This window comes from Erythrobacter sp. (assembly GCF_039988855.1).
In the GTDB taxonomy this organism is placed as follows: Bacteria; Pseudomonadota; Alphaproteobacteria; order Sphingomonadales; family Sphingomonadaceae; genus Erythrobacter.
Map to the genome: position 1 here is coordinate 66,675 of NZ_JBDXIY010000019.1, position 21,194 is coordinate 87,868.

At 55.4% G+C, this 21,194-nt stretch carries 15 protein-coding genes; 12 read left to right on the forward strand and 3 right to left on the reverse strand.

Going from position 1 to position 21,194, the window contains the following annotated elements:
- Positions 1-71: 71 nt before the first annotated feature.
- Positions 72-1,670 (reverse strand): alkaline phosphatase D family protein, encoded by a 1,599-nt coding sequence (locus tag ABJ205_RS12385; RefSeq protein ID WP_348160824.1) that lies wholly within the window; start codon positions 1,668-1,670, stop codon positions 72-74.
- A 160-nt stretch (positions 1,671-1,830) separates the two neighbouring features.
- A complete protein-coding gene (locus ABJ205_RS12390) occupies positions 1,831-4,344 on the reverse strand; it encodes a TonB-dependent receptor (protein ID WP_348160823.1) in 2,514 nt (837 codons plus the stop codon).
- A 223-nt stretch (positions 4,345-4,567) separates the two neighbouring features.
- Here ABJ205_RS12390 and ABJ205_RS12395 point away from each other — a divergent pair, with 223 nt between their 5' ends.
- From ABJ205_RS12395 to ABJ205_RS12415, 5 genes are read left to right on the forward strand one after another with little or no spacing between them, the layout of a single operon-like run.
- The gene (locus ABJ205_RS12395) at positions 4,568-5,248 is read left to right on the forward strand and encodes a GntR family transcriptional regulator (protein ID WP_348160822.1); all 681 of its coding nucleotides are present in this window, start codon (positions 4,568-4,570) and stop codon (positions 5,246-5,248) included.
- An 8-nt stretch (positions 5,249-5,256) separates the two neighbouring features.
- The gene (locus ABJ205_RS12400) at positions 5,257-6,186 is read left to right on the forward strand and encodes a hydroxymethylglutaryl-CoA lyase (protein WP_348160855.1); all 930 of its coding nucleotides are present in this window, start codon (positions 5,257-5,259) and stop codon (positions 6,184-6,186) included.
- Positions 6,186-8,249, forward strand: a complete 2,064-nt coding sequence (locus ABJ205_RS12405) for a hydantoinase/oxoprolinase family protein (protein WP_348160821.1) — start codon at positions 6,186-6,188, stop codon at positions 8,247-8,249. Before ABJ205_RS12400 ends, ABJ205_RS12405 begins: the two co-directional genes overlap by 1 nt.
- A gap of 3 nt (positions 8,250-8,252) precedes the next feature.
- Positions 8,253-10,136, forward strand: a complete 1,884-nt coding sequence (locus tag ABJ205_RS12410; RefSeq protein WP_348160820.1) for a hydantoinase B/oxoprolinase family protein — start codon at positions 8,253-8,255, stop codon at positions 10,134-10,136.
- Positions 10,129-11,328, forward strand: a complete 1,200-nt coding sequence (locus ABJ205_RS12415) for a CoA transferase (RefSeq protein ID WP_348160819.1) — start codon at positions 10,129-10,131, stop codon at positions 11,326-11,328. The genes ABJ205_RS12410 and ABJ205_RS12415 overlap by 8 nt, the downstream gene beginning before the upstream one ends.
- 93 nt (positions 11,329-11,421) lie before the next feature.
- Here ABJ205_RS12415 and eda read toward each other — a convergent pair whose 3' ends face one another.
- Positions 11,422-12,057, reverse strand: a complete 636-nt coding sequence (gene eda / locus ABJ205_RS12420) for a bifunctional 4-hydroxy-2-oxoglutarate aldolase/2-dehydro-3-deoxy-phosphogluconate aldolase (RefSeq protein WP_348160818.1) — start codon at positions 12,055-12,057, stop codon at positions 11,422-11,424.
- Positions 12,058-12,284: 227 nt separating this feature from the next.
- Here eda and ABJ205_RS12425 point away from each other — a divergent pair, with 227 nt between their 5' ends.
- The 7 genes from ABJ205_RS12425 to ABJ205_RS12455 are packed head-to-tail and all read left to right on the forward strand — an operon-like array spanning position 12,285 to position 21,192.
- On the forward strand, positions 12,285-13,280 hold the full coding sequence (locus ABJ205_RS12425; protein ID WP_348160817.1) for a hypothetical protein: 996 nt from the start codon (positions 12,285-12,287) through the stop codon (positions 13,278-13,280).
- On the forward strand, positions 13,277-14,134 hold the full coding sequence (locus tag ABJ205_RS12430; protein WP_348160816.1) for a sugar phosphate isomerase/epimerase family protein: 858 nt from the start codon (positions 13,277-13,279) through the stop codon (positions 14,132-14,134). Before ABJ205_RS12425 ends, ABJ205_RS12430 begins: the two co-directional genes overlap by 4 nt.
- Positions 14,127-15,176, forward strand: coding sequence for a hypothetical protein (locus tag ABJ205_RS12435; RefSeq protein ID WP_348160815.1), 1,050 nt, complete (start codon positions 14,127-14,129; stop codon positions 15,174-15,176). Before ABJ205_RS12430 ends, ABJ205_RS12435 begins: the two co-directional genes overlap by 8 nt.
- The gene (locus tag ABJ205_RS12440; RefSeq protein ID WP_348160814.1) at positions 15,176-16,333 is read left to right on the forward strand and encodes an FAD-dependent oxidoreductase; all 1,158 of its coding nucleotides are present in this window, start codon (positions 15,176-15,178) and stop codon (positions 16,331-16,333) included. Before ABJ205_RS12435 ends, ABJ205_RS12440 begins: the two co-directional genes overlap by 1 nt.
- A complete protein-coding gene (locus ABJ205_RS12445; RefSeq protein ID WP_348160813.1) occupies positions 16,326-18,431 on the forward strand; it encodes a hypothetical protein in 2,106 nt (701 codons plus the stop codon). The genes ABJ205_RS12440 and ABJ205_RS12445 overlap by 8 nt, the downstream gene beginning before the upstream one ends.
- A complete protein-coding gene (locus ABJ205_RS12450; RefSeq protein WP_348160812.1) occupies positions 18,428-18,829 on the forward strand; it encodes a GtrA family protein in 402 nt (133 codons plus the stop codon). The genes ABJ205_RS12445 and ABJ205_RS12450 overlap by 4 nt, the downstream gene beginning before the upstream one ends.
- On the forward strand, positions 18,826-21,192 hold the full coding sequence (locus tag ABJ205_RS12455) for a glycosyltransferase family 2 protein (protein WP_348160811.1): 2,367 nt from the start codon (positions 18,826-18,828) through the stop codon (positions 21,190-21,192). The genes ABJ205_RS12450 and ABJ205_RS12455 overlap by 4 nt, the downstream gene beginning before the upstream one ends.
- The last annotated feature ends 2 nt before the right edge of the window (positions 21,193-21,194 follow it).

Below are 21,194 nucleotides of genomic sequence, written 5' to 3' on the forward strand. Positions count from 1 at the left end.
GGCCAAACGCAAAAAAAGGGGCGGGTGAGATCATCTCATCCGCCCCTTTTGTATGTCTCGAAAGGTCGGCGTCAGGCTTCAGCCAAGGACCCCGGCTCACCATGTGCAACAGTCATGCGCTTGCGCGTCTTGATCGAACCGCCACGCCGCGACACATATTCCATCGTCTTGAACTCAGTCGTCCATTGGTTGCGGGTCACATCACACATGACATAGCCGCGCTGTGCATTGTGCCATTTGAGGCATTCGTTCTCTTTCTGGATCTGGGCGGTATCGCCGCGCTTATCCTCACCATCGCCGCCCGACGAGATAGAGGTTGAGACAAATTCGGTCGCAATCGGTTTTGCGCCCGGACGCTGTCCATCAAGGTGAAGCTCGCCAGCATAATTCTGGTGCTCATCACCCGTTAGAACAATCACGCTGTCGCGCCCAAGTTCTTTGACCTGCGCGAGCACACGGTCGCGCGGGGTTTCATATCCGCCCCAACTATCCAGATTTCGTCCCTCGCCATCGCCAATGCGGCGGTCGAGGTCCATCATCATGATCTGCTGCGCCAGCACCTGCCATTGTGCCTTGGAAGACCCCAGCCTTTCAAACAGCCAGTCCTCCTGTTGCTTGCCCAGCACTTGCGCGGCGCGGTCATCAACACCATCACAATATTGTGCCCAGCGGTCATCGCATGGCTGATCAGTGCGGTATTGGCGGGTATCGAGAAGGTTCAGGTCGAGCAAATCGCCAAAGCGTTGCTGGCGGTAAATCTGCATCCGATTGCCCAGCGGCATGGAAGACGCGCGCAGCGGCATATGTTCGTAATAGGCCTGCATCGCCATTTGTTGGCGCAGAGCAAAGATCGAAGCGGGCGTGCCGTCCTGATCAATATCCGCGACCCAATTGTTGTCGATCTCATGATCGTCCCACGTCACAATCCAAGGAGCAGAGGCGTGGGCAGCCTGAAGGTCTGGGTCCATCTTATACTGCGCATAGCGGCGGCGATAATCTTCGATCGTGTGGATCTCTTGGCCAAAGTGGGGCCGTACATTCTCTTCCACCCCGCCATGCCAATTTGCGCGTAGGCGGTCGCCGCGATATTCGTAGATATAATCGCCATAGCAGAAGACGAAATCTGCCTCTTCGGCGGCAAGGTATCGGTGCGCTGTGTAATAGCCTTCTTCGTAGTTCTGGCATCCGGCAACGGCAAAACGCAGGCTATCAATGGGCTGTCCCATGGCGGGCGTTGTCTTCGCCCGCCCAATTCCGCTGCGTTCATTGCCAGAATAAAAGCGGTAGAAATAGGGGCGGTTTGCCTCAAGCCCGGCAACGTCAACATGGACCGCATGGCCAAGTTCAGGGCGAGCCACGGCCGTTCCTTCGGCGACCTTATTGCGCATGCGTTCATCGCTCGCCACCTCCCAGCGCACTTCGACAGGCGCGGGCAGCATGCCATATCCGGGCTCAAACGGTTGGGGCGCAAGGCGGGTCCAGATGACGAAGCCATCGGGCTCAGGTTCCCCACTCGCGATGCCAAGCTGGAACGGGTATTGCCTAAAAACCGGCTGAGCAATCGCGCCTGTAGCGGTCACCAAAGAAAGCCCAAGAATGGCGGAGGACCCGAAGGATTTGAGCGCCAGACGCCGAGAGAGTTCTAACCGCCGTGATCGATTGTCATTCATTGATGAAGGTCCCGATTAATTGTGTCGCTGCTTAGTGGCTCCACCATATTGCAGCTTGATGGCTTTAAGGGCGTCTTCTTAGCGCAACAAAAGAAAAAGGGCAGGTCTGTTAAAGACCCACCCTTTTGCGACGCTGGAAGCGCTCTTTTGTATGCCAGCGTTAGAAGTTGTAGCCAACTTCCACGCCAACGAGGCGCCGAGCACCCGGCGAAATGAAGGAACCACCAAACTCAATCGCGGGAATGACCTCGTTGAGGTATTCTCGGTTCAATGCGTTTTCTGCGAAGACCGTGGCCGTAAAGTTCCCTATTTCAACGCCTGCACGAAGGTTAAGAACCCCAAACGCTTCACGCTGGGCTACGCTGAAATCGGCGTCACCGACAGATGCCGGCAACGCAAGAGCAGAGCCTGGCAACAGGCCAGAGAATAGCGTCGGTGAGGTTTGATCTTGGAACGAGTGGAACGATGTCGGTCCGGTGATCCGATAATCGGCGCGCACGATAAGATCCACATTGTCGCTCATCGGAGTGTCGATTTCGGTGCCCAGATTGATAGTATAATCTGCGGTGTAGGGGCTCTCATTACCCACGGTTGAAGGACGCGAGCTATTCGCTTTGATTTCGCTCTCTGTCACATTGACGGAACCGAAGAATTTCCAGCCCTCGACGATTTCAACGCTTGAGTTGAATTCAAGGCCATAAACCTCGACATCGTCAATGTTGGAGACCACACGAAGCAGACCGAACGAGCCAACGAAGAATTCGAAGAACTGCATGTCGTCAATTTCTGTGTAGTAACCCGCAAGATCGAAGGTTACGCGCCCGTTCCAAAGCTGTCCTTTGACGCCTGCTTCAAAAGCGGATGAGACCTCTTTGTCGTACACATCATTGATGCTGACATCCGCGCCGATAAACTGGACGAAGTTTGCATCGATGATGGCAGACGAGCCTTGGTTGTTAAAGCCGCCTGACTTAAATCCAATGCCCCAGTTGGCATATAGGTTGAGGTCTGGGCTCGGCTGATAGCTAAGGCTAACTTTTGGCTGAAGTTGTTTAAAGGTCTCGCTAACTGGGCTGAACGCGCCAAAGGCAAGGCCGGGATTGATCGGACCGCCCGTGAACGGGTCAAGCGCGCCGGCAGGCACAAGGCTTTCTGACGAACGGTCTTCGACATCGTACCGCAGCGCAAGGCCAAGCGTTAGGTCATCCCACTCATATTCAACATTACCAAAGACGGCATAAACCGTGGTGTCGAATTCATCATTCAGCAGGAGGCTGGTTGGGTTCGAACTGCCAGGCGCATTGAACAACGTTTCGCTAACTCCAGCACCTGTGTCGCCGCCAATGCTGACGCCGGTTTCGCGGTCGATATTAAGGAAGTAGGCACCGATCTGCCAGCTGAGTGCATCGCCGCCGTTTGAGGCAAGCCTAATCTCAGCACTGATGTCCGATTGTTCGCGGATTTGAAGCTGCGTGCCATCGCAAGTGGTCGGACTATATGCGCCGAAAGTCGATCCATTGGCCGGTGCAAAGATAAACGGCACGGGAATTTGGCCGATAAAGCCGGGCTGTGCCACTGGAAATCCGGTGAGCTCAGCTGTCGTTGCAAAGCAGCTATCAACGACTCCTTGGGCGGCGGGGTCTGCTGCGTTGATGAAACGTGCAAAGTCGGCGCTGGTTCCATCGGCGGTTAAGAGCTGATCAACGTCAGAATACAAAGCCCAAGCGGTCAATGTCATATCGCCAAAGTCGTGCTCTACCTTGGCAGAAATGTCGAAGCTGTCCTGTTCGTTGGTAGGGCGAATATTGCCGTTATAGACAAAAGGATGATCGTTCACGTCTTCGAAGAAGGCCGGATTGGTTCCGCCAAATGCGGGGATATGGAATGAGGAGTTGAAGTTGATTGAAGCACCGCGAAGCTGCGAGTAGCGGGCCTTCACATCAAGCTCGGTTGCCTCTCCAAGATTGGCAATTAGTCGGCCATCGACTGACCAAACTTCCTGATCGTCAACAACGTCAGCATCCAGGAAGTCATTGCGGAAGAAACCATCAGTGGTGCGATAATACCCTGACGCAACGAGACCAATGTTGTCGCCAAGGGGGCTTGAGATATATGCAGTGCCCTCAAAAGTGCTATCGTTGGCGTAGGATGCTCGAACTCCGCCTTCTACAACGTCGCTTGGCTTGATGGTTTGAAGGACAATCGCGCCTGCTGCGGCGTTGCGTCCATAAAGAGCGCCTTGAGGGCCCTTGAGGATTTCAACTTGGCGCAATGTCCCTTGGTTTTGGTTTAGCTGAGCGGTGTTGGTCTTGAGGATGCCGTCAACCACAAGAGCGACAGAGCTCTCCGCATCGCGTGCGCCATTAATACCGCGGATGTTGATCTGGGTGTCGCCTGCTTCTGCTGTTCCGGTCACGATTGTGACACCCGGCGTTAGCTGAGAGAAGTCTGCTGCGTTTTGCGCGCCGGTCTTTTGAAGCGCATCCGCCGTAAGGACGGTCACTGAAGCTGGCACGTCTTGCAATCGTTCGTTTTGACGACGGGCAGTCACGATGATGGCGTTGTCATCTTCTTCGGCTGCGGTGTCCGGGGCGGAATTACTCTGCGCTGCGGCAGGTGCAGCGACGGCTAGACTTATGAATGAAGCTGCAGTGAGCAGTTGAAACTGACGCATGTGAATTTTCTCCTCCAATCGCTCCTCTCCCGTGGAGCGATCTCGTGACACGTTTGTTCTTTCGGCACCTAACCAACTGTCCCAAGCTTGGGGTTGATCAAAGTGGATCTCGCCACTTTCCAAGACGGCTTGAACAGACCGCCTTGCAAGGGCCTTGCTTTATTGTATACAATTAAACGGAGTCAAGTTCATTGATGCCCTATTTGCGAGTTGAGGATTATCCATGACCAAAGCGTCAGATCGCGCCTATGAAGCGATCCGTGGGATGATCCTTTCGGGGGAGTTGTCCTCGGGAGATCCTTTGCGTGAAGAGGCATTGGCGCAAGTTTGCGGCGTATCACGGACACCCATTCGCGAAGCGTTGAAGCAACTTGAAGTGGATATGCTTGTCACTCGCACCGAGTCGCAGCGCAGCTATGTTGCGGATTGGTCTCTGGATGATGTGGCCGATGCCTTTGAACTTCGCGCGATGTTAGAAGGGCATGCGGCAAAGCTGGCGGCCGAGCGAATGACGGATGAAATCCTGATCGCATTAAGGTACTGTAATAATGCAATTTATGAGGCGATTTCTAAACCTGATCCAGATGTTAACGCCTTCTTGGATCATAATCGTGAACTGCATGCTTTGGTTCTTAAGGCTGCCGGATCGCGGCGTCTTACGAACCTTTTGACAGCCCTTATTGAGCAACCAGTCGTTTGGCGTACGGCGCACCACTACGACCCCAAGGCGTTCGAGTGTTCGCACAGTGAACACGCCGATCTTATTTCCGCCTTTGAGCGCCGCGATGGGGCATGGGCTGAAGCCATCATGGCAGGTCATATCCGCCGTGCCTTTCATGCCTATGCCGATGCACACAAGGGTATGACAAAGGGTGTAGGCGAGACCGAGCGAGGTGCGGCATAGTGGCAACAGTGTATACAAAAACCATCGAAATCGTCGAAGTGAGTCCGCGCGATGGGCTCCAGAACGAGAAGGTTTTGGTCTCTACCGCTGACAAGATTCGATTGATTGAAGGCGCGATTGCCGCTGGCGCGCGCCGGATTGAAGTCACCAGTTTCGTCAATCCCAAAGCTGTCCCGCAAATGGCAGACGCCGATGAGGTTTGCGCCGGACTGCCTCAGCGTGATGATGTGACCTACATCGGTCTTGTCATGAACCAGCGCGGGGCTGATCGCGCTTTGGCAACGGGGCGAATTGATCAATTGGGTGCGGTTTGTGTGGCGACCGACACTTTTGCCATGCGCAATCAGGGGCAGACGTCTGACGGCTCGGTCGAAGCGGCGAAGGCGATTATTGAAAGCGCTAAGGCGGCTGGAAAGGCGGCTCAGGCCACAATTGCGGCGAGTTTTGGCTGCCCGTTTGAGGGTGAAGTTGCTGAGCGCCGCGTTATTGAAATGGCCAAGGCTGTTGCTGAGGCAGGGCCAGTAGAGATCGCGTTTGCCGACACAATTGGGGTGGGCAACCCGGCTCACGTCACCCGTCTGATCGCAGGGGTGAAAGAGGCTGTTGGCGATCTGCCGATCCGTATGCATTTTCACAACACGCGCGGGACGGGTCTTGCCAATGTGTGGGCCGCGATTGAAGCGGGCGCCTCGACCATTGACGCCTCCATCGGCGGGCTGGGCGGTTGTCCGTTTGCGCCCGGAGCGGCTGGCAATGTCGCCGCCGAAGACGTCCAATATATGTTGGAGCGCGCCGGGATCGATACAGGGCTCGACCTCACCAAACTTATCGAAACCAACACCTGGCTTGCCCCCATTATGGGCAAAGACCTGCCAGCCATGGTTGCCAAATCCGGCGGTTTTCCGACCGCCCAATCTGAAGAGAAGGAACTCGCCTGATGCGTTACCGTCTGGGTGTAGATGTGGGTGGCACGTTCACCGACTTGCTGTTGTTTGATCAGGAAAGTGGTGCGTTCTGGCGGCACAAGACGCCATCGACTCCGCATGACAGCTCGGAAGGCATTTTGAACGGTGTGCTCGCCATCACAAGCGAGGCGGGCGTTGATCCAGGCGATATCGAGTTCTTTTTGCACGGCACGACGGTTGCAACCAATGCGGTGCTGCAGAACAAGGGCGCGCGGGTGGGTCTCATCACCACAGAAGGTTACCGCGACATCATGCAGATCGCGCGCAGCTTTGTGCCCGGAGGCCTTGCCGCGTGGATAATATGGCCAAAGCCGCAACCTCTCGCAGCGCTCGAAGACACGCTTACCGTGGGTGGCCGGATGGATGCCGATGGCAATGAAGTCCGCCCCGTTGATGAAGCGGGCGCCCGCGCTGCTCTCGAACAGCTAAAGGCGCAAGGCGTTGAGGCGATCACGGTCAGCCTCATCAACGCCTATGTAAACGGCGCGCATGAGAAACAGATCGGCGCAATTGCGGCGGAAGTGTTCGGCGCGGATGTGCCGATTTCACTCAGCCACGAAGTGCTTCCCGAAATGCAGGAATATGAGCGCACGCTCTCAACCGTTGCGAACGCGGCGGTGCGTCCGGTGGTGGGCAATTACATCTCAAACTTGCGCGACAAGCTGGTAGAGGCAGGCGTGAAGGGTAAGCTTTCATTGCTGCGCTCTGACGGCGGATTGATGAGCAGCGAGAAAGCGCAAAAGCACCCTGTGAACATCCTTATGTCGGGCCCAGCTGGCGGTGTGACGGGCGCCGTATGGGTGGCGAAGAACGCAGGGCTTAAGAACATTCTCACCCTCGATGTCGGCGGGACCTCGACCGACGTTGCTCTTATCGAAAATCTCGAACCGCGCCGGGTGCGCACGACCGAAGTTGGGCACCTTTCCGTGCGCGCGTCGGCTCTCGATGTGAAGACGGTTGGGGCTGGGGGCGGCTCTATCGCTCACGTTCCGGAATTGACCGGCGCGCTTCGCGTGGGACCTGAAAGCGCAGGCGCTGTGCCGGGGCCGGTGGCCTATTCCAAGGGAGGCGAATTGCCGACCGTGACCGATGCCAATGTGGTGCTTGGCTATCTGCCCGAAGATCTTCTCGGCGGATCGTTTAAGCTTGACCGTGAGGGCGCGAAAAAGGCGGTGCAAACCATCGCCGACGCACTTGGCGTATCCTTGATGGATGCAGCGCGCGGGATCATTGATATCGTCAATGAGAACATGTTCGGCGCGCTGCGCATGATTAGCGTTCAGCAAGGTTATGACTCGCGACACTTTGCCCTCATGGGCTTTGGCGGGGCAGGGCCTTTGCATGTGAATGCGGTGGCGAAACTCATGGGCTCCTGGCCTGCGGTCTCGCCTGTCTCGCCCGGCGTTTTGTGCGCTCTGGGCGATGCAACGACACGGATGCGGACTGAGACAGCGCGTTCTTTCAGCAAGCTTGCGGACCAGACCGATGTGGCGGACCTCATCGCATTGCTCGATGAGATGGCAGCACAAACGCGGGCCGAATTGGAAGCGGACGGCATTCCGTCAGACTCCATCACATCCGAGTTCGAAGTTGATGTGCGTTATGCAGGTCAAGCCTTTGAAGTTCCGCTTACAATCGATCAAGCGACCCTGCGCGAGAAGGGCATCGAAGGCATCCTCGCCCGCTTTGATGAAGAGCATAATCGCCTCTTCACCTTCAACATGGATACCCCGCATGAGATCGTGAACCTGCGCGCAGTGGCTCTTGGCGAGTCGCTTGAGCTGGAGGCGCAGGAGCTTGCCAAAGGCAATGGCGACCCGTCGGCGGCCAAGGTCAAAGATCACACGCTTTGGATGGACGGAGAGGAGCGCGCCGCTGTCATCTACGACCGCGGCAAGTTGCTCCAAGGGGACACCATCCCCGGACCCGCCATCATCACAGAGATGGATTCCACAACGCTTGTCGAACACGATTGCACCGCAACCATCGATGCGGTCGGCAACATCCTCATCAACCCTACTGAGATGGAGGGCTAAACGATGCCAGCACAAATCATCGAAACCAACACAACGCCTTTCAAAAAGCTCGACCTTGATCCGGTTACGCTGGACATCATTGAGAACGCGCTACGCAATGCGCGGATCGAAATGGACGCGACGCTTGTGCGCACCGCCATGTCGCCCGGCATTCGTGAGCAAGGCGATGCATTCCCGCTGATCGCTGACCCATCGGGCAAGATGATCGTGGGCCAGTTCGGCAGCTTTATCGGCGGCTTCCTCAAAAGTTTTGAGGGCACCATCGAAGACGGGGACATGATTTTCCTGTCCGATCCATACTCCTGCGAAGGCGCGATTAGCCACTCGAACGATTGGCTTGTCATGCTGCCGGTTTTCAAAGACGGACGCCTTATCGCTTACACCGCCATGTTCGGGCACCAGTCCGATATTGGCGGCATGGTGCCCGGCTCCATGCCGATCGAGGCAACTTCAATCTTCCAAGAAGGCGTGCGCATTCCGCCCGTTAAGATCTGGAAAAAAGGCGAATATAATGACGACTTGATGAAGCTCGTCATGCACCAAACGAGGAAGCCCGATTGGTGTCAGGCAGATTTGAACGCCCTTATCGCAAGCTGCCGTGTTGCCTCCAACCGCCTTGTCGAGATGGCAGAGCGGTTTGGCGATGATGTGTATTATTCCGCGACGCAGGAACTGCTTGCGCGCAACCACCGCGCGATGAAAGCGCTGATCGGGCAGGCGATCCCAGAGGCGAAGAACAGCTTCGAAGATTTCATCTGCGACGATGGTAAGGGCTATGGCCCGTACAAAATCAAATGCACCATGTGGCGCGAGGGTGATAAGGTCATCCTAGACTTCGACGGCACCGATCCTCAAAGCGCGGCCTCGATCAATTTCTATCTAAACGAGAACATGTTCAAGATGTTCTTTGGCATCTACATGATCATGGTTTTCGACCCGCAAATCCTGTTCAATGATGGGTTCTATGACCTCATCGAGGTCCGCATTCCCGATGGATCATTGCTCAAACCCAAATTCCCCGCAGCTCTCTCAGGCCGCACCCACGCTTTGGGCCGGATTTTTGACATTCTGGGCGGACTTTTGGGTCAGGGCACACCGGAGTTCCTCAACGCGGCTGGCTTCTCGTCATCGCCTCACCTGTTTTACTCCGGGTTCGATAACCGCGAGGGCAAGAAACCGGATTGGTTCCAGCTGTTCCAAATCGGCTTTGGCGGCATTCCGGGACGGCCCCTTGGCGATGGTCCGGACGGTCACTCACTCTGGCCGGGCTTTACCAATGTGCCGAACGAATTTTTGGAACGGTATTTCCCGCTGCGGATCGAGCGTTATGAGACTGAAAAGGATAGCGGCGGCGCTGGGCTTCACCGGGGCGGCAATGGCATTCACATGACCTATCGCTTCCTCGCGGACGGGGCGATTGCGATCCACGATGACCGCTGGTTCGTGCCCCCATGGGGCGTGAATGGCGGCCATCCGGGTAAGCGCGCGACCAAGCTGCTCGAACGCGTCGATGGCACCACCGAAATCGTCGGCAATAAGGTCGAAGACGTTGAGGTGAAGGCGGGCGAACAGCTCCACTTTATCACTTGGGGCGGCGGAGGCTGGGGTGACCCGCTTGAGCGTGATCCTGAGCTGGTGGCATTGGAAGTGCGCCAAGGTCTGGTCACGGTTGAGGGCGCACGCGATTACGGCGTCGTCATCACGGACACGCATACGGTGGACGCAGGCCCAACCGATGCTTTGCGCGGCGAGATGAAAGAGGGCCGCGGCGAGCTTTCCCTCTTCGACTACGGCCCCGGCATCGAGGCCCTTCGTGCCAATTGCGAAGAGGAAACCGGACTCAAGGCCCCGATCCAACCTTCGTGGGATCAGCAACGTCATGGGTGAAGCGGCGAATACAGGAGCGCTCGTCGGCCTTCGCGTTGTAGAGATGGGACAGCTGCTGGCTGGCCCGTTTTGCGGCCAATTGCTGGGCGATATGGGCGCAGACGTCATCAAGATCGAGGCGCCCGGCAAAGGCGACCCGATGCGCGTTTGGGGGCAGGGTGAGGAAAAGGTCCAGTGGGAAGTGATCGCGCGCAACAAGCGCTCTGTCACCTGCAACCTTCGGGTTCCCGAGGGGCAAGATATTGCCCGCCAATTGATCGCAAAGGCGGATATTCTCATCGAGAATTTCAAGCCCGGAACGCTGGAGAAATGGGGCCTTGGTCCCGATGATCTTCACGCGATCAATCCCGGCCTCATCATCGCGAGAATGTCTGGCTATGGTCAGACGGGGCCTTACTCAACCCGTGCCGGATTTGGCGGCATTGGAGAGGCGATGGGCGGTTGGCGCTATATTGTCGGCGATCCTGATCGTCCGCCTGCGCGCATGGGCATTTCCATTGGCGATACGCTTTGCGCGACTTACGGCACGATGGGCGTGCTTGCCGCGCTGCACCACCGTGAAAAAACCGGTGAAGGTCAAGTGATCGATACCGCCCTTTACGAAGCTGTGCTTCAGGTCATGGAAGGTTTGGTGCCCGAATATGACGAGAACGCATTTATCCGTGAACGCTCTGGATCGATCCTGCCCGGCATCGCGCCAAGCAATGTCTACACCTGCTCTGATGGTCCGTTTATGATCGGCGCCAACAATGACGCGATCTTCGCCCGCTTTGCAAAGGCGATGGGGTGTCCAGAACTTGCCGAAGACGAACGTTATGCCACGCACCTTGCGCGCGGTGTGCATCAAACCGAGCTCGACATATTGATCAATGAGTGGACCGCCACTTTAACGATCGACGAACTCGACGCGCTGATGATCGAATATTCAATCCCTGCAGGCCGGGTTTACACCGCCAAAGACATGCTCACCGACCCGCACTTTCAAGAGCGCGAGGCGATCATTGAGGTTGAGACTGAGGGGCATGGTAAGCTCAAGATGCAAAACGCATTCCCGCGCTTTTCCAAAACCCAAGGCGGTTTCCGCCGATCAGCGCCCGTCACACCGGGGCAGCATAATGCCGAGGTTATGAGCGAGGTTTTGGGCTGGGATGCTGCAGAGATTGAGGAAAAGACCAAGAGCGGGCTCATGTAGCTTGGCATTCCATTAACGGCTTGGGCAACAATCCTGTTACGTTGAAGGCTGTACGGGCCTACTTTAAGAGCGGCTTCGAATGCTGGCCAAAGGTTAACCGGCGAACGTTGCGGCTTGCGCCGCCCGTGCCTTGATCTCATCAAGACCAGCTCCGTCTGGAACGATCCAACTGCCCCCTACACACAGTACATTCTTCAAGGCGAGCCATTCGGGCGCTGTCTCAGCCGAGATGCCGCCGGTTGGGCAGAATAGGCATTGGCCAAATGGCCCTGACAAAGCCTTCAAAGCTGGAATGCCGCCTGATGCCATCGCTGGGAAGAATTTGAAGTGTGTGAGCCCTAAATCCAACCCTCGCATAATGTCACCAGCATTGGCGATACCGGGGAGGAAGGGAAGGCCGCTGGTTAGGGCCGCTTCGCCCAGATTATGTGTTAAGCCGGGCGAGACGATAAATTCTGAACCGGCTGCGCGCGCTTCTTCCAATTGCCGGGCGTTTGTGACTGTGCCGGCGCCCACAATTGCGCCGGGAACAAGGTTCATTCGCTTAATGGCTTCCAATGCGTCAGGAGTGCGAAGCGTTACCTCAAGCACTTTGAGACCGCCTTCCACCAAAGCGGCCGCCTGTTCGCGCGCTTTTCCGACATCTTTGACGACCAAAACCGGTATTACGGGCGCGGTCTTCATCACCCTTTCGATTTCGCTCGGATCGTAATTTTGAGTGTCGCTCATTCGCTTGTCCTTGGCTGTGTGCAACGCTGATGATCGCTGCTGCACAATATGTGGGAGAGTATAGAAAATTCCCCTTCGTTGAGCGAGGGAAAATCACAGCACCGAATTCGTATTCAAACACTCGCATGACCTATGCGGCGTGATTAACAGAATTGATAGCAATCTGGGTTAGGTCCCGTGGTGAATTTTTCGTTCATTCATACGAGGGCAAATACGCAGGTGGCCGAATGACAGGACTTGCATCAGTTACCGATGGCAAATGCCTGCTTGGCGCGACCGGCTTTGTGGGCTCTGCATTGCTGCGCCAGACGCAGTTCGATGCGTGCTTCAACAGCCGCACAATCGGTGACATTGAGGGCGGCGAATTCTCACACCTTGTATGCGCGGCGGCGCCAGGTTCCATGCTTGAGGCCAACACTGTGCCTGAGCGTGATCGCGCGTTGATGTCTGAGTTGATGGAGCGTCTTTCAAAAGTGAAGGCGCACCGGTTCACATTGATCTCCTCCATCGCAGTGTTGTCGAACTTTGCAGGCCAGGATACTGAAAACACGAATAGTTTCCAAGTCGACCTCGCCTATGGACGTCATCGCCGCGAGCTCGAAGTGTTCGTGGAAGAGCACTTTGACCAAAGTTTGATAGTACGACTTCCCGCTTTGTTCGGACATGGTTTACGCAAGAACTTTATATTCGATTTGCTTAATCCGGTGCCTTCGCTGTTGACGCGGGAAAAACTGATGAGCTTGCGGGAAGGATTGCCGGTCGGGCTCTCGGATTGGGTGGGGGAGCTGTATGGAGAAGATTCATCGCTTGGCCTGCTAAAACTCAACCGAGAAGCGCTGAATGCTGATCCACGGCGGCGCATTTTGGATTGCGCGGTGGATGAGCTTGGAGCCAGCGCAACCCAGTTTCACAATCGCGAGACGACTTACCAATATTACGAAATTGATCGACTTTGGCGTGATTTTGATATCGCCACAAAGGCGGGCCTTTCGCATCTGCATCTGGCCAGTGAGCCTGTGCAAGCCAAGGAGATATACAAGCGTTTGGCCGGGCGCGAGATGCCCCAGACCAATGCGCGTCTCCACGAAGAAGATATGCACTCGGCGCATGGTGCGCTTTGGGATCGCGAAGGCCCCTATCTCTTTGGCGCAGAGACGGTTCTAGAGCGTTTGGAAACGTTCTTCGAAAGTGAGAAAGCGGCAAAGGATGGGGCGGCGGCATGAAGTTTGCGATGTCGAACATTGCCTGGGCTCCCGAAGAACGCTTGGCGGCGTATACTGCGATGGCGGGTGGCGGTCTTACAGGACTTGAAATTGCGCCGGGTCTGTTCTTTCACAAAAGCACCGATCCCTTTGATCCGGGTGAAAATGAGGCGCGTGAAGCCTTGACCGAGATGGCCGATCACGGGCTCTCTTTGGTCTCTATGCAATCGCTCCTATTCGGCGTTCAAGGCGCCGGACTTTTCGAAGGTGAGGCAGCGCGCGGGGCGTTCATCAACGGAATGGAACGGGCGATTGATCTGGCGGGCCGCTTTGGCATTCCAAACCTCGTTTTCGGGTCACCTGCACAGCGCCGTGTCCCCAGTGGTATGGCGATGAAGAGAGCGATTGGCGAAGCAGCCGAGATCTTTCGCAAACTGGGAGACCGAGCGGCGCAAGCGGGCACATGCATCACAATGGAGCCCAATCCTGCTGCATACGGGACAAACTTTCTGAACACTCTTGAGGAAGTTGTTGAGTTTACGGCAATAGTTGACCACGCTTCGATTGCCGTGATCCTCGATCTTGGCGCCATGCATATGAACTCTGTTTTTGAGGCAGTTCCTAATAGGCTCAAAACGCTCACGCCAATGCTCAATCACGTGCATGTCAGTGATCCTGAACTTTCCCCGGCTCCAAAAGATGCGCAGGGATTGGTGCCCATCCTCGCATCGCTCGATGCAAATGGATACACCAAGGCAGTCTCAATCGAGATGCGCCGGGACAATAGCGGCATGAAAGCGGTCAGTTCCTCCATTGCATCGCTTGGCAATGCGGCGCGCGCGGCTAGGCTTGAATGGGAGGATGCTCATGCATGAACCCATCGCTGCAGATTTTGTTAAACAACGCGAAGATACCGTTGTATCTATCTGTTTCGCCACACCTAAAGCGAATGCCAAAACCCTTGAAACGATCCGCAAGGTCGCGGCGGCGCTTGATGAAGTGTACCGTTTCCGCGAGACCATTCTCGTGGTCGAAGATAACCATCGCGATGCGTTCCTGCCTCTGGTTGAAGACGTCAGAGATGTGCGCCTATTTGTCGTGCGCAAAGGCACAGAATATTACGAACGCAGAGTAATCGCCGCCGAAGAGGCAATCGGTGATCTTGTCCTGATCGCTCAAGAGGATGAGGTTGCAGACTTGGATGTGTGTGCTTTCCTCGATCACGCTGAAAGTGCCAATGCAATCGCGCTCGCCAATTGCGGTAAGCGTCAGCCCATCAAAACCCTCTTAAGCGCGCCGTTCATCGCTTTGGGGCGGCTTGCCGGCTTTACCGTTTATCCAAGCGATTTTCAGTCAATTGCGATGCCGCGAACACTTCTTAATCACATCCTTGCGCATGATGAGCCGCGCCTTGCCTTGCGTTATCCACCGCGTGATCCGCGCCTTCCCACTTCGTCATTCAAAGCGTCCAACGAAGTTTCCTCACGAGGGGCATTCAAGGACATTGGGCGGCGAATGCAATTGCTCCAAACGCTGTTGGTTTATTTGACGCCAATCATCCTGTCAGCGGTCGCGATTTCGTCAACGATCCTGACCCTTCTCGGACTTGGCTATGCAGCTTGGATAATCGGCGCTGTGATCGTTGTGGATACGCTGGCGCCGGGATGGCTTACGACCAATATTATGCTTGCGGTGAGCGCCGTCTTCATGGGTGTTTCGACCTTGGGGCTCAGCCTCGGCTTGCAGCATCTGCTGCGCGGGCAGAACCGTGAGAAAGGTGAACGCGTCTCTGAAGAGGTGAACCGGATTGACCTTTTCGGAAAAGTTGCAGTTGACCTTAACGTTGAACTTGAGAGTGAAGACTGGGCTCGGAAAAACGGCGGCTTTGACCCACAAACAAAGGGTACAGCTGGCTGATGGCGCGGCCTTTTTCCACCACATATGATTACATTGTCATAGGCGGCGGTTTCTATGGCTGCTGTCTTGCGCTGTACCTGCGATCAATCTCGGACAAAGTGCTTTTGGTGGAAGCGTCAGATGCATTGATGACGCGTGCAAGCCGAGTTAATCAAGCCCGGGTCCACACAGGGTTTCACTATCCGCGCTCGGCGGTGACTGCGGTTAAGTCGATGTTGCTGCATCGCAAATTCCTCGAAGATTTCCCCGAGGCAATCGTCGATGAATTTCAGATGCTCTACGCCATTGCAAAACGACGCTCCAAGGTCACAGCCAAGAAGTTCCACCGCATGTTTGGCGATATGGGCGCACCGATTGAAATCGCTTCACCTAATGATCGCGCACTGTTCGATGCTGATATGGTTGAAGAGGTATTCGCATGTTTCGAAACCGCTTTTGACTATTCAGTCCTCGCGAGCCAGATGGCCGAACGCCTCGATGCGGCAGGGATCGAGGTACGGCTTGCGACACAGGTTAACACCCTCGAGGCAAAACGCGGCGGTGCAATCGCAGGGCTTAGCGATGGCCACGAAGTCACCGCGCGATATGCCTTCAACATCACCTATGCCCAGATCAACAATCTTCTGGAAAAGGCGAGCTTACCCAAAGCATGCCTCAAATATGAAGCCGCAGAGCTTGCCCTGATTACACCGCCTGACCAGCTTCGGGAGCGGGGGGTCACGGTGATGGATGGTCCGTTCTTTTCGGCCATGCCATACCCGTCCGCCTCGCTCTATTCGCTTACTCATGTGCGATACACGCCGCACGAAAGTTGGAGCGATGACGTTGGACCAAGTGATCCTTATAAGCACTTCGCTCAGCGGCATTATGAAACACGCTATGCCTTTATGCTGCGTGATGCCCAGCGGTATTTGCCGTGCCTTGCAGGTTCGACTTATGATCGTTCGATCTTCGATGTGAAGACAGTGTTGGTAAAGAACGAGCAGGATGATGGCCGCCCGATCCTATATCACCAATCGCCAGCAAGTAGCCGGGTGATCTCAATCCTAGGCGGCAAGATCGACAACATTTATGATCTATTTGAAGCGGTAAAGGGCACTGCGCCAGAGTTCGGTAAACTCCATTCTGGTTTCGTGCTTGGGGCACAGTATGCCTAAGCGCAGTTTGAGTAATTCAGGTGCGTCCTTTGGCTCGCTAGCCTCTCTCCCAAAGCAGCAATATAGATGGCTGCTCTTGGCGGCGCTTGGCATAGTGTTGCTGGCTTTGCGAGGCGCCTTGCTCCTCTATGATCATAGCCTGCATTCCATCGACGGTGCGATGCAAACATGGTATGCCGCGGACAATTTCGCCGACGGCGCGAGGTTAGGCGATGACTTTCAGTCTTACCTTGGGATCACTATGATCCTTTCACTTTTGCCGGTGTTTATGGCCTTTGGTGAGACCCTTTGGGCCTCGACTTTTTCGGCATATGCATTGGTGATGGCAGGATGCTTTGCAGGTGCCTACGCGATTATTTGGATGCTGCGCCCCGTACCACGCAAACAAAATTGGTTGTGGACGATCCTGCTGATTTTCACCTTCTACTTTGCTGGCAAATGGGTGGCTGGAAGCGTTGGATTACCGTATCCTGCGACCTTTGATCCCGGTGTATCGTTAAGGCCACTTCGCGGGGCGTTGCCATTCTTTGTTTTGCCTGTCTTCGTATGGGCGGTGCGCCGTATTCATTCGGCCGGCCAAGCGCGTTACGCTTGGGCGTTGGGTCTTGTCGGTGGACTTGGCCTTTTGTGGTCGAATGACGCCGGTATCCCGCTTGTGATCGCAAGCGCAATCGGCCTCAGTGTGGCCCTGTTTCAGAAGCCCTTTCTCCTTGTAAAGTCCCTAAGCTGTTTTGCCACTGGCGTAGCAATTTCGGCGGTGCTGACGCTTGTGTTGGTGACGCATGGTCAGCCGTGGGGCTGGCTTCAGTACAACTTCGTCGATGTGCCAAGTGATCAATATTGGTACTTTGCCCCATGGAATCGCGAGGCGCGAGTATTGGGCATCACCGATTTGCCCAACCTATTCCTGCAGGGGCAACTGCTTTCCACACTCAGTCTCAACTTGTTGACAGCCTTTGTGATTATCGCAGGTGTAAGGCGGGTGATGAGACGCGGATCGGTTTTGCGTCTGAGTGCCTTCATCTTTGTCGGGGCAAGTGTGCTGGGAACCGTGATTGTTCCGCAGATCGGTGGTCATATTGGGGCTGAGTACAATGCGGCGACGTTTGTCCTTGGGATATGTGCGCCCCTGATTGTGTTCCAAGATGTTCTTATCCCTTTTGCGAAGCCGATCTTACGTGCGCCTCCAAAATGGGCGGTTCCTCTTGTTGCTGGCATTGCAAGTCTTGGCATGATCGCAGCGGATGCGGGCCAGCTGGTTCAAACGGTTTCAAGCACCGACCGCACGGTTTATGCAGAAAAGCTGGGATTTTATGTGTCACCTCAAGCGGCGCAAGATCTTGCCGCTATGGAGCGACTATCGCTGGATTTGGAAAGGCGCGGCTTTCCTCGGGACGAGCGCCTCTTGTCGGTTTACACATCTGCGCTTGATATTGCGGCGGGCACGAAAAGCCCCGCGCCAGTGGGCTCTCTTATCCATGCTCTGGGCGAGGAAAACCGCATCGACTATATCGAGGCGCTCACCAGAAAATCGGTCGCGGTCACAACGATTGCGCCAGACTTTACCGGCTGGGCAGGCTGGAATGAGAGGGCAAATTGGCGGTTTTTTAAAAACTTACGCGACCAATACCTACCTGTCGCTCGCAATGATCAACATGTGTTGTGGATCCGTACTGGCGGCTTGCCTAGTTGGCATGAAGGTCAATGCGAGGTTGCCGATTGGGGTTCTGCGCGGATGGAGGTCACAATCTCCAGCCCAAACTCTGGCCTAGCGTCGGTTTTTATAGAACGTTCAGGCTTTGATGCCGGATCGCGCACCGCCTTGTTAACTGTCTCAGAGGATTCCCCCTTCACGCGTTCAGTCAAGGCGCCGCAATGGAGTGATTTTCCGCGGTATGGCGTCGCAAACACGCGGCAAATAGAGGTTTCTGCTCCCGTGAAATCAGGCGAGCAGACGCGCCTTACATTCGAGGTGCTCGATGGGTCGGTAATCGGGTGGGGTGAGTGTTTCGTGCGCGTTTACGAGCCTATCGACTATGCTCAATTGCCGAGCCTTTCTGCCGGTATTGATCAATTGATCGGGGAGGCGGGGCAATGAACGAGGTGCTGCGCTTCTTCGTTGTCACTGTGCTGGGTGTGATACTGGATATTGGCATTGCCTATGCGCTGCATGAACAAGGCGACGTGCCTCTAGCTTGGGCAGCTGTGATCGGCTTTGTATGTGCAGCAACCATGAATTACGTGCTCCATCAACTTTGGAGCTTTCAGGGCGGAACAGGGGCATTGTCTTTCGCACGAGCGGCGAAATACGCAGCAGTCGCAGGGGTTACCCTTGGGGTTCGGGTGATGGTCGTTGCATTGCTTGCCATTTGGACGGGAGGTGCATACGCGCTGCTAATCCTGATATGCGGGGCCGGGGTGTCGTTCTTCGTCAATTTCACTTTGAGCAAGTGCTTTGTGTTTGAAAGAAATTCTGCACAAGGAAGCGCTTCATGACAGGCACGGTCAACCTTGATGACAGTGATTGGGAAGTGCCTTCCTATGACGCCGCGATCTTTGCTGAAAAGGCGCACAAATATGCGCTTGTCATCCCAGTCATCAACGAGGGAGATCGCATTCGAGGCCAGCTTAGCCGGATCAAGGATGCTGAGCTTCCAGTTGATGTGATTGTCGCTGATGGGGGGTCAAATGACGGCTCCCTCGATGCAGAGTTTGTGGGCCCGATTGGTGTTCGCGCAGTACTTACCAAAACCGGGGCGGGTAAGCTAAGTGCGCAGCTGCGTATGGCGTACGCATGGTGCCTTCGTGAAGGTTATACGGGCATTGTGACGATTGACGGCAATGGCAAAGATGGAGTTGAGGCGGTCGCTGAATTCGCCGCGAAGCTCGATCAGGGCTGCGATTATGTTCAGGGGTCGCGGTATCTTCCCGGAGGTGAGGCAGAAAATACGCCGCTAGAACGAACAATCGCCAATCGGTTGATCCATGCGCCGGTTTTGAGCTTGGCTGGGCGACACTTTTTTACCGACACCACTAACGGTTTTAGAGCCTATTCCGCGCGCTATCTCACTCACCCGCAGGTTCGCCCGTTCCGCGATGAGTTTAAGGTCTATAATCTACTCTTTTACCTCACTGTGCGAGCAGGGCAGTTGGGACTGAAGGTCGATCACGTTCCGGTGGTCCGGCGCTATCCCGAAAATGGCAAGGTCCCGACCAAAATCGGCGGCTTTGGCTCCAAACTTGCTCTGCTTGGCGAGACGGTGACTGCCGCGACCGGAGGGTATACTCCTGATGCTTCTTTGACCCAGAAAGCTTCACTCGGATGGGCCGGGCTTATTGCAGCATTTGTGCTTTTGCCGCTCTTATTCAGTGTCATTGCTGCGCCCAATTATTCACCTGACAGTTGGGCCATGTATGAACTGAGCAAGACTGTGTTTGCTGATTTCTACCGGTTCAGTCATTTCCGCAGTTACGCCAGCGTTTCCGAGTATTCGAGCGCCTTTGCACCGCTTTGGCCGACACTGATCGCAATGGTTGATGGCGCGGTTGGAACCGGTGCGCGCACGGGGCTGTATCTCGCTTTCTTAAGCTATTTCGCCTTCTCATGGACGTCTGAGCATGTCGGTCAAAAGCTCACCGGCGTGCGTTGGATTGGCCTAGCTATGGCGATGATTCTGCTGCTGGGCCCCAGCATGGTTTGGAACGAAATCGAGGCGGGCCGGACAATACCTTTGCAATTGCTGCTCTATGCTTTGGTCTTGAACGGCTTGATGGCTGGAAGAGAGATGAACCTCGCTCGCGCCTTGGGCATTGGTTTTGTCGCTGGACTGGCCGTTATGAACCGATTTGATGCCGTTCTCTTGCCGGTTCTTTTGGCCCTCGCGCTTCTTTGGATCAAACGGAGCCCTGCGTGCGCCCTTGCATCCTTGACGGCTTCGATTGTCGCGGTGTCACCTTGGATCGCATATTCTCTCAGCACCTTTGGGACAGTGTTTGCCACCGATAATTCAGCCGTTGCATTGACGCTCGATCAGAACGCGTTTGTGACCGATTGGTGGCCCGCGCCGCGGCCGGATTGGTCAGATGACCCCAATGCATGGACAATGAAAGTCTCCGGCCATTTCGGCCAATGGATTGTGAATGGAGTATCGCTTATTCTCACCCCTCTTGGCGCTGTCTTTGTGTTAGGAGTGGGCGCTGCCGGCGGTGTGCAAATTCTATGTAGTAAAGCGCCATTGGCCCGGTCATACATGCCGCGCTCCAGCGCAATCCGGCTAACAGTGATCTTTGCGGTTATTCTCGTATGTATGATGGTGCCGCAAATTGTCACAGGATACCTTGAATATCGCTATTATTCTGCGTTGCTTTGGACGTCATTCTTAGGGCTTGCCGCGTGGCAGATTGCACAGGGCCGAACCCATAGACAGCGACAATGCTATGCTAATTGTTTTGCTGGATTGGCAGCGCTTTGGGTCGCAGGGTTTGCGGCGTTCCAGGTCACAGGAATGACCTTAGCACAGCGCTCCACCGAAGCCGATTGGGCGCAATTCGAGGCGCCTAGTGACATCGAAGTTCTTAAGCAATGCCTCGGCGAGGATCGCGCTGCACGCGTCTTGGTGATGGGAGATGATGAGTTCGCGGCCAAAGCGGGCGCTCTTGCGTCCCTTCATACCATGATGGAGCCGCGCAATATGGTTGAAGGGCGTTTGGATAACGGTGGACGAGCTCAATTCTTGCGGTCGTGGGATGTGAAATATGTCCTTAACCGGAGGGGTGAGGGTGACGCCCTGACAGAGACTTTTCCCGAGTTTGAACAAGTCGCAGATTGCGATGCACGACTATTGAAACGCGCGTATTAAAG

Excerpts from the sequence above, each read along its gene's own strand:
- ABJ205_RS12385 (WP_348160824.1), bottom strand. The coding sequence starts at position 1,670 with ATGAATGACAATCGATCACGGCGGTTAGAACTCTCTCGGCGTCTGGCG.
- ABJ205_RS12390 (WP_348160823.1), bottom strand. The coding sequence starts at position 4,344 with ATGCGTCAGTTTCAACTGCTCACTGCAGCTTCATTCATAAGTCTAGCC.
- ABJ205_RS12395 (WP_348160822.1), top strand. The coding sequence starts at position 4,568 with ATGACCAAAGCGTCAGATCGCGCCTATGAAGCGATCCGTGGGATGATC.
- ABJ205_RS12405 (WP_348160821.1), top strand. The coding sequence starts at position 6,186 with ATGCGTTACCGTCTGGGTGTAGATGTGGGTGGCACGTTCACCGACTTG.
- ABJ205_RS12410 (WP_348160820.1), top strand. The coding sequence starts at position 8,253 with ATGCCAGCACAAATCATCGAAACCAACACAACGCCTTTCAAAAAGCTC.
- ABJ205_RS12415 (WP_348160819.1), top strand. The coding sequence starts at position 10,129 with ATGGGTGAAGCGGCGAATACAGGAGCGCTCGTCGGCCTTCGCGTTGTA.
- eda (WP_348160818.1), bottom strand. The coding sequence starts at position 12,057 with ATGAGCGACACTCAAAATTACGATCCGAGCGAAATCGAAAGGGTGATG.
- ABJ205_RS12425 (WP_348160817.1), top strand. The coding sequence starts at position 12,285 with ATGACAGGACTTGCATCAGTTACCGATGGCAAATGCCTGCTTGGCGCG.
- ABJ205_RS12430 (WP_348160816.1), top strand. The coding sequence starts at position 13,277 with ATGAAGTTTGCGATGTCGAACATTGCCTGGGCTCCCGAAGAACGCTTG.
- ABJ205_RS12435 (WP_348160815.1), top strand. The coding sequence starts at position 14,127 with ATGCATGAACCCATCGCTGCAGATTTTGTTAAACAACGCGAAGATACC.
- ABJ205_RS12440 (WP_348160814.1), top strand. The coding sequence starts at position 15,176 with ATGGCGCGGCCTTTTTCCACCACATATGATTACATTGTCATAGGCGGC.
- ABJ205_RS12445 (WP_348160813.1), top strand. The coding sequence starts at position 16,326 with ATGCCTAAGCGCAGTTTGAGTAATTCAGGTGCGTCCTTTGGCTCGCTA.
- ABJ205_RS12450 (WP_348160812.1), top strand. The coding sequence starts at position 18,428 with ATGAACGAGGTGCTGCGCTTCTTCGTTGTCACTGTGCTGGGTGTGATA.
- ABJ205_RS12455 (WP_348160811.1), top strand. The coding sequence starts at position 18,826 with ATGACAGGCACGGTCAACCTTGATGACAGTGATTGGGAAGTGCCTTCC.